The organism is Mesorhizobium sp. M4B.F.Ca.ET.089.01.1.1, assembly GCF_004022605.1.
Lineage (GTDB): Bacteria > Pseudomonadota > Alphaproteobacteria > Rhizobiales > Rhizobiaceae > Mesorhizobium > Mesorhizobium abyssinicae.
Genome location: NZ_RZOS01000620.1, coordinates 1 through 2,652, shown reverse-complemented (window position 1 = coordinate 2,652; position 2,652 = coordinate 1). Strand labels below are relative to the sequence as shown.

4 protein-coding genes and 1 pseudogene are annotated in these 2,652 nt (G+C 63.1%); 3 read left to right on the top strand and 2 right to left on the bottom strand.

All coding sequences use genetic code 11. From position 1 onward, the window contains the following. Nucleotides 1-246: pseudogene (locus tag EN780_RS31690) on the top strand (DUF1697 domain-containing protein); the annotation flags it as partial. A gap of 9 nt (nucleotides 247-255) precedes the next feature. Here EN780_RS31690 and EN780_RS31685 read toward each other — a convergent pair. Together EN780_RS31685 and gloA are read right to left on the bottom strand one after the other, a co-directional pair. Next, complete coding sequence (locus EN780_RS31685) at nucleotides 256-546, bottom strand: DUF2218 domain-containing protein (RefSeq protein WP_128276237.1); 291 nt, start codon at nucleotides 544-546, stop codon at nucleotides 256-258. Nucleotides 547-665: 119 nt separating this feature from the next. Further along, a complete protein-coding gene (gloA, locus tag EN780_RS31680; RefSeq protein ID WP_127285838.1) occupies nucleotides 666-1,106 on the bottom strand; it encodes a lactoylglutathione lyase in 441 nt (146 codons plus the stop codon). 299 nt (nucleotides 1,107-1,405) lie between these two features. On the opposite strand from gloA, the gene EN780_RS31675 reads away from it, so the two are divergent. Beyond that, entirely contained in the window at nucleotides 1,406-2,002 is a 597-nt protein-coding gene (locus EN780_RS31675; RefSeq protein WP_127285837.1) for a cold-shock protein, read from the top strand. A gap of 170 nt (nucleotides 2,003-2,172) precedes the next feature. Further along, nucleotides 2,173-2,652: DUF192 domain-containing protein (locus EN780_RS31670; protein ID WP_133372804.1), on the top strand; the 480-nt coding region annotated here is incomplete at its 3' end.

Genomic DNA, 2,652 nt, shown 5'->3' with positions numbered 1-2,652 from the left:
AAGCTCCACGCCTATGTGCTGGAGCGGGAAACCACCGCGGAGGAGATCGCGCGGCTCGCCGAAAAATGCACCGGCCCGGAGAGCTTCGAAGTCAAACGCGACGTGCTTTACCTGCACGCGCCGGAGGGGCTTGGCAAATCGGTGTTCGCCAATCTCGTTCCACGCACCCTGAAAGTGCCGGGCACCGCGCGCAACTGGCGCTCGGTGCAGGCGCTGCTGGAGATGGCGACCAAGGCGGGTGCCTGATGCCTCGACTCAGGCGGCCGTCTGCCAGTCGAAGGTCAGCTCCTCGCGGAAGGCAAAGCGCTTGATGTGGTCGGCGACGACCGTTTCCAGCCGCTCGAGCGAGGTGGCGTCGTCGGCTGCCACGGCGATGTGAAGCGCCTTGGCATCGGCCTCCATGACCGTGCGTCCCAGCGACGTCAGATCGATGGCGCCGTGGTGCGGGTCGAACTCGACCGGAAATTTGTGCGCCCAGTGCTTGCAGAGCTGCTGCAGGTAGCGGCTGGCATGTTCGGTGGCGACGTCGGCGCGGCTGGTCGGCATGGATGGTTCTCCGATGGGTCATGAAAAACGCCAGCCTCGCGAGGCTGGCGCCATGACTGCATAGATAGGCGCCGTCGCGCGAAACGCCATAGGCGACCGATCACATCGGCGTTGCCGGCCTACCAGCTGCCGGTGTTCGCCATCGAGGCCCAGGGCTCGGCCTTGGCCTTGGCCGGACCCTTCTGCAGCAGCTCGATCGAAATGCCGTCCGGCGAGCGGATGAAGGCCATGTTGCCGTCCCGTGGCGGCCTGTTGATGGTGACGCCCTTGTCCATCAGATTTTGGCAGGTGGCGTAGATGTCGTCGACCTCGTAGGCGAGGTGGCCGAAATTGCGGCCGCCCTTGTAGTCTTCGGGGTCCCAATTGTAGGTCAATTCGACCAACGGCGCCTTTTCCGTGACGCCGCTTTGTTCGTCTTCGGAGGCAGCGAGGAAGATCAGCGTGTAGCGCCCCTGCTCGTTCTCGTAGCGGCGCACTTCCTTCAGGCCGAGCTTGTTGCAGTAGAAGTCGAGCGAGGCATCGATGTCGGCGATGCGGACCATGGTGTGCAGATAGCGCATGGGATCTTTCTCCGGGCGTTGCGTCGCGGCGGAACATAGGGGCCACCCGGCCAAAGGGCAATCGCCGTGGCGCCGGGGGCAAGAGGGCAATCCGATGGTCAAGCAGAGCCGGAGCGGCGGCAGCGTCCGATTTTAGGACATCGTCACCCGGCTGCGGACATGCCGGCAAACAACAAATGAGGTATTCCACTGCTCAACAGTGAAAAAAGGCACGTCAGGTCTTGCACAGACCGGAAGCCGCAGTGTTAATCTGATGTCAAGAATCAGTTGCGGTTGTGTTGAAAAAAGGGGGCATTCTTATGGGGGAAAAGGCCTCTTTTACGGGGCGGGACGGAAGCCTTGAGGGCGCCTTGAAGCGTGACAGCGGCGGCGAAGGCGCCGACCTTGTCGAAATCGCCGGCGCAATCAAATGGTTCGACGTAGCCAAGGGCTACGGTTTCATTCTTCCGGACGATGGTGTCTCCGGTGATATTCTCCTCCATGTGACGTGCCTTCGAAAGGACGGGTTCCAGACCGCGCTGGAAGGCGCGCGCGTCGTTTGCCTGGTCAAGCAGGGCGATCGCGGCCTGCAGGCCTTCCGCGTTCTTTCCATGGACGCCAGCACGGCGGTCCATCCGGCCGAGATGCAGGAGCAGCGCACCCACGTCACCGTGACGCCGGAGAGCGGGCTTGAGCGGGCGCTGGTGAAGTGGTTCAACCGCACCAAGGGATTCGGCTTCCTGACCCGGGGCGAGGGCACCGAGGACATTTTCGTCCACATGGAGACGTTGCGCCGCTACGGCATTACCGAGCTCAGGCCCGGCCAGGTCGTGCTGGTTCGCTTCGGCCGCGGCGACAAAGGCCTTATGGCTGCCGAAATTCATCCCGATATGGGCACCTTGCCGGTCTCGCATTAAGCTGTGTTGATATTCTGGTGAGGCCGGCCCGCAGATGGCGGCTTCCTGTGCTTCCGGCGCACACGTACTTCAAGTACGCTCCGCTCCGGTTCTCGGAAACCACCATTCTCGACTCGGCCTGACCTGAATCTCAACACACCTTGGGACGACGTCCCGGCTCAGGATTTTGCATGCTTCACAGGAACTGGCTGACGGCAGGCGCGATCTGCATCGCGATGGCTATCGTCGTCGCGGCGGGCGCCTATTTCTATTCGCAGCGGCCGACTTCGGCGGACGGCCAGGCCATGATCCTGCCGGTCGACCCGACGCCGCTGGTGGCGGTGACGAAATCGGGCGAGCGTTCCTTTTCGATCGAGATCGCCGACACGCCCGACGAGCGCGAGGCGGGCCTGATGTTCCGCCAGCAGATGGCCGACGATCACGGCATGCTGTTCGTGTTCGAGGAGTCCAGGGACCTGACTTTCTGGATGAAGAACACGCCGATGCCGCTCGACCTGATCTTCGTCGGCCAGGACGGCAGGATCCGGGCAATCTTGAAAGGCGAGCCGCAGTCCGAGGCGATCATCTCGCCCGGCGAACCGGTGCGCTTCGTGCTCGAGCTCAAGGCAGGCACGGCCGCCAAGGACGGTATCGCGGACGGCGACCTGTTG

Excerpts from the sequence above, each read along its gene's own strand:
- gloA (WP_127285838.1), bottom strand. The coding sequence starts at position 1,106 with ATGCGCTATCTGCACACCATGGTCCGCATCGCCGACATCGATGCCTCG.
- EN780_RS31685 (WP_128276237.1), bottom strand. The coding sequence starts at position 546 with ATGCCGACCAGCCGCGCCGACGTCGCCACCGAACATGCCAGCCGCTAC.
- EN780_RS31675 (WP_127285837.1), top strand. The coding sequence starts at position 1,406 with ATGGGGGAAAAGGCCTCTTTTACGGGGCGGGACGGAAGCCTTGAGGGC.